General features: G+C 65.6%; 3 protein-coding genes and 2 pseudogenes. All 5 read right to left on the bottom strand.

Going from position 1 to position 3,874, the window contains the following annotated elements; translation table 11 throughout:
* Positions 1-559: 559 nt before the first annotated feature.
* The 5 genes and pseudogenes from HUU95_RS10435 to HUU95_RS10420 all read right to left on the bottom strand — a co-directional run bounded on the left by HUU95_RS10435 (position 560) and on the right by HUU95_RS10420 (position 3,755).
* Positions 560-838 (bottom strand): cytochrome C oxidase subunit IV family protein, encoded by a 279-nt coding sequence (locus HUU95_RS10435; protein ID WP_174280052.1) that lies wholly within the window; start codon positions 836-838, stop codon positions 560-562.
* Between the two features lie 3 nt (positions 839-841).
* The gene (locus tag HUU95_RS10430; protein ID WP_174280051.1) at positions 842-1,471 is read right to left on the bottom strand and encodes a cytochrome c oxidase subunit 3; all 630 of its coding nucleotides are present in this window, start codon (positions 1,469-1,471) and stop codon (positions 842-844) included.
* A pseudogene (locus tag HUU95_RS14615) lies at positions 1,468-2,396 on the bottom strand (cytochrome c oxidase subunit I). Before HUU95_RS14615 ends, HUU95_RS10430 begins: the two are co-directional and overlap by 4 nt.
* Before the next feature lie 52 nt (positions 2,397-2,448).
* A pseudogene (locus HUU95_RS14610) lies at positions 2,449-3,174 on the bottom strand (cbb3-type cytochrome c oxidase subunit I); the annotation flags it as partial.
* Between the two features lie 122 nt (positions 3,175-3,296).
* On the bottom strand, positions 3,297-3,755 hold the full coding sequence (locus HUU95_RS10420) for a cytochrome c3 family protein (protein ID WP_217429811.1): 459 nt from the start codon (positions 3,753-3,755) through the stop codon (positions 3,297-3,299).
* Positions 3,756-3,874: the final 119 nt, after the last annotated feature.

Raw genomic sequence — 3,874 nt, 5'->3', positions numbered from 1 at the left:
TCAGATCGCAAAAGCTAGCCAATCTCGCTGGTGACGGAGATCGCAAGCTAAGATGAAAGCGGGTCCCCGCAACCATCGTAACTCAAAATAGGCATTACGAAACAGGTACTTAGTAATCGCGATGGTAGCACCACGCAACCATATGCTTGCTGCCGTTCCGAGCTGAGATCAGATTGGAAAACAGGTGGAGAAGAGCCCCGTCGGCGTAAGGCTGGTACCGAATTTCCGCGGGATCTGGATGGCGGGTGAGGAGGTCTGGCTGGTCGGTGAGCATCGCTCAGCCAGGAGCATAAATACTACCTTTCGATCCTGCCGGCCGACATGCCGCTCAAAACGCTCGCCGGCGCCATCAAAGAATGAGGGATCTACGAGTAGGCGCATCAGCAGCTGGCATAGATCGGATTCCGTTCAGTCTGGGTCATAGCCGGTGGAGCTGAAGTAGTTGGCCGAGGGTTCGACACCGGACATGGGGAACCGGCGTCCATGCGGTTGCCGCCGGGATCGGCCGAGACGAAGCGCGGCAATCGAGCAGCCACCGGAACCCCATGCTCCCCGGCCGCTAACGGGTCAGGAAGTCGGCGAAGCTGAACAGGAACAGCAGGCCGAGCCAGAACGCGCCCGCCGCCGCCGCGACCCGCACCAGCGGGCTGGCCTTGCGCAGCTCCATGAAGATCTCGGCGATCAGCGCCACCTTCGCCGCCGCGATCAGCAGCCCGACCGGCAGTTTCGCCGGCCCGCCGGGCAGATAGGCGTAGCCGACCGACGCCAGCAGCAGCAGAAGCAGCCCGATCCACACCGCCAGCGCGCGGACCACGACATGGCGGAACTCCCTGTCCACCGCCTAGCGCCCGACCAGATAGAGCAACGGATAGAGGATCACCCACACGACATCGACGAGGTGCCAATAGACCGTCGTCACTTCGGCGCCCATCCAGCGCCGGCCGAGCGCGCCGCGCCGATCGAGCAGCAGCAGCCGCGTAACGAAGCCGAGGCCGATGGTAAGGTGGGTCGCGTGGACGATCGTGATCGTCCAGTAGAAACTCCAGAACTGGGCGGCGCCCGGCTGCGCGAAGCGGAAGCGCCTCCCCGGAAACAGATGCTCGGCCAGATCCTCGTGATATTCGAAGCCCTTGACGACGAGGAAGACCAGCCCGAGCGCGATCGTCGCCCACAATCCGAAGCGGGCGAGGCGCGTCCAGCCCGCGCGGGTCGCGCGTTCGGCCAGCGCCATCGTCAGGCTGCTGGTCATCAGCACAAGCGTGTTGGCGGTGCCGAACCACGCGTTCGCCGCGCGCCCGCCGGCGGTGAAGCCGACATTGTCGAACAGGCGGGCGTGCGCGTAGAGCAGGAACAGCCCGCCGAAGAACAGGATTTCGCTGGCGAGGAACACCCACAGCCCGAACAGCATCGCCGCGTGCTGGCGCTCGCGCGCCTCCCACGGCTCGTTCAGCGCGGCTTCGGGCGCGGTCATGAGCCTTGCGGCCGGGCGGCGGGGTGGTCCGCGCTATGCGGATGCTCGCCTTCCTCGTGATAGGCGTAGGGCTCGTCGGTCACGATCGGCGGGGTCGCGAAGTTGCCGGTCGGTGGCGGGGACGGGACGGTCCATTCGAGCCCGGTGGCGTCGTGCGGATTGTCGGGCGCGCGTTCGCCGTTGAGCAGCGACCAGCCGAGATAGAAGAGCGGTATCAGATAGGCGATCGCCAGCACCACCGCGCCGGTCGACGACATCACGTTCCACAGCTGGAATTCGGGCGGATATTCGTGATAGCGGCGCGGCATGCCGAGATAGCCGAGGATGAACTGCGGGAAGAAGGTGAAGTTGAACCCGAAGAACATCGAGATCGCGGCGAACCGCGCGAACGCTTCCGAATAGAGCCGCCCGGTGATCTTCGGCCACCAGAAATGCAGGCCGCCGAAGAAGGCCGAGACCGTGCCGCCGACCATGATGTAATGGAAGTGCGCCACCACGAAATAGGTGTCGGTGACGTGCACGTCGAGCGGATCGTGGCGAGGAACAGCCCGGTAATCCCGCCCAGCGTGAACAGTCCGACAAAGCCCAACGCATACAGCATCGGCGCCGAGAAGCGGATCTGCCCGCCGTAGAGCGTGCCCGTCCAGTTGAACACCTTGATCGCCGACGGCACCGCGACGATGAACGACAGGAAGCTGAACACCAGGCTGGCATACGGGCTTTGCCCCGAGACGAACATGTGATGGCCCCACACCATGAAGCCGATCACCGCGATCACAATCATCGCATAGACCATGAACTGATAGCCGAACACGCGCCGCCGCGCCTCGCAGGCGATGATCTCCGAGACCACGCCCATTCCCGGCAGGATCATGATGTAGACCGCCGGATGGCTGTAGAACCAGAACAGGTGCTGGAACAGCAACGGGTCGCCGCCCGAACGCGGATCGAAGATCGGGCAGCCCGAACGCGCGCTCGGCGATCACCATCAACAGGCTCATCGCCAGCACGGGCGTCGCCAGCACCATCACCAGGCTGGTCGCGTACATCGCCCACACGAACAGCGGCAGCCGCATCCAGGTCATGCCGGTGGTGCGCAGCATGTGAATGGTGGTGATGAAGTTCACGCCCGTGGCGATCGACGAGAAGCCGACCACGAAGATGCCGAGCGCCGCCAGCAGCACCGCCGAATTGGAATAGAGCGTCGAGAAGGGCGTGTAGAAGGTCCAGCCGGTATCGACGCCCCCCGCCAGCAATGCCGCCACCGTCAGCAGCCCGCCGCCGAGATAGATGTACCATGACAGCAGGTTGAGCTTGGGGAACGCCACGTCCTTGGCGCCGATCATCAGCGGCAGCAGGAAATTGCCCATCGTCGTCGGGATCGACGGCACGAGGAAGAACCACACCATGATCGTGCCGTGGAGCGTGAACAGCCGGTTATATTCGTCGGCGGTGACGAAATCGCCCTTGGGGGTGAACAATTCGACGCGGATCGCGGTCGCCGCCGCCCCGCGCAGGCGCTGCGGATCGTAGAGGTCGAGGATCGCGGCCTCGGCGAACAGGTCGGTCGCGCCGAGGCTGGCCGGGTGAGCGGCGAGCCCTTCCAGCTTGATCGGCCGTCCGTCCACCACCAGCCCGGTCACCCCCCGGCCATAGCCCGCCAGCGCGATCGTGGTGGCGTAGCGGCGGACGGCGCCGGGCATCGCGCCCTCGCCGTCGGCGGCGCTGGGATAGATCGGCGCGTCGGGCTTGCTGCACCCCGCCAGCGCCACGGCCGCGCCTGCGGCGATCAGTCTCAGCGCCTCGCGGCGGCCAAGATCGTCGCTCAGCGATGGCATGTCGAGCAGTCCGTCAGCTTGGCGGTGTCCAGACCGGCGACGCGCGCGTGGATCGCCCGCGCCTCGGCTGGGGTCAGCGGCGCATCATAGGGCCGGGGCGCATATTCGCGCGCGGCGGGCACGATCCGTCGCCCCGGCTCGCGATGGCAGGAGAGACACCATTGCATCGTCATCGGCACGGCCTGGCGGGTCAGCGCCATGTCGTCCATCGCGCCGTGGCACGCCGCGCACGGCACCCCGCCGCGAACATGCACATGATGGTCGAAATAGGCGTAATCGGGCAACCGGTTGACGCGCGACCAGGTGAGCGGGCGCCCGGTGGCGAAGCTCTCGCGCACCGGGCCGAGCATCGGCGCATTGGTCCACAGCTGCGAATGGCAGGTCATGCAGACCTTGGTCGGCGGCACGATCGCCCGCGCGCCGGTTTCGACGCCGTAATGGCACATGCGGCAATCGATGCCGAGCTCGCCGACATGATGCTTGTGGCTGAGAGGTGGCTCGGTTTGTTTGAACAGTCTCGCAGGCGGGTTGAGTGGATCGCCGGCCGGTGATCATGCCGCTGCGA

The organism is Sphingomonas bacterium (assembly GCF_903643065.1).
Taxonomy (GTDB): domain Bacteria; phylum Pseudomonadota; class Alphaproteobacteria; order Sphingomonadales; family Sphingomonadaceae; genus Sphingomonas.
Note: the sequence above shows the minus strand (reverse complement) of the source record. Positions and strands in the feature narration are given on the sequence as shown.

Bases quoted from the DNA above. Each gene is read 5' to 3' on its own strand.
- HUU95_RS10420 (WP_217429811.1), bottom strand. From the start codon at position 3,755: ATGTGCCATTACGGCGTCGAAACCGGCGCGCGGGCGATCGTGCCGCCG.
- HUU95_RS10430 (WP_174280051.1), bottom strand. From the start codon at position 1,471: ATGACCGCGCCCGAAGCCGCGCTGAACGAGCCGTGGGAGGCGCGCGAG.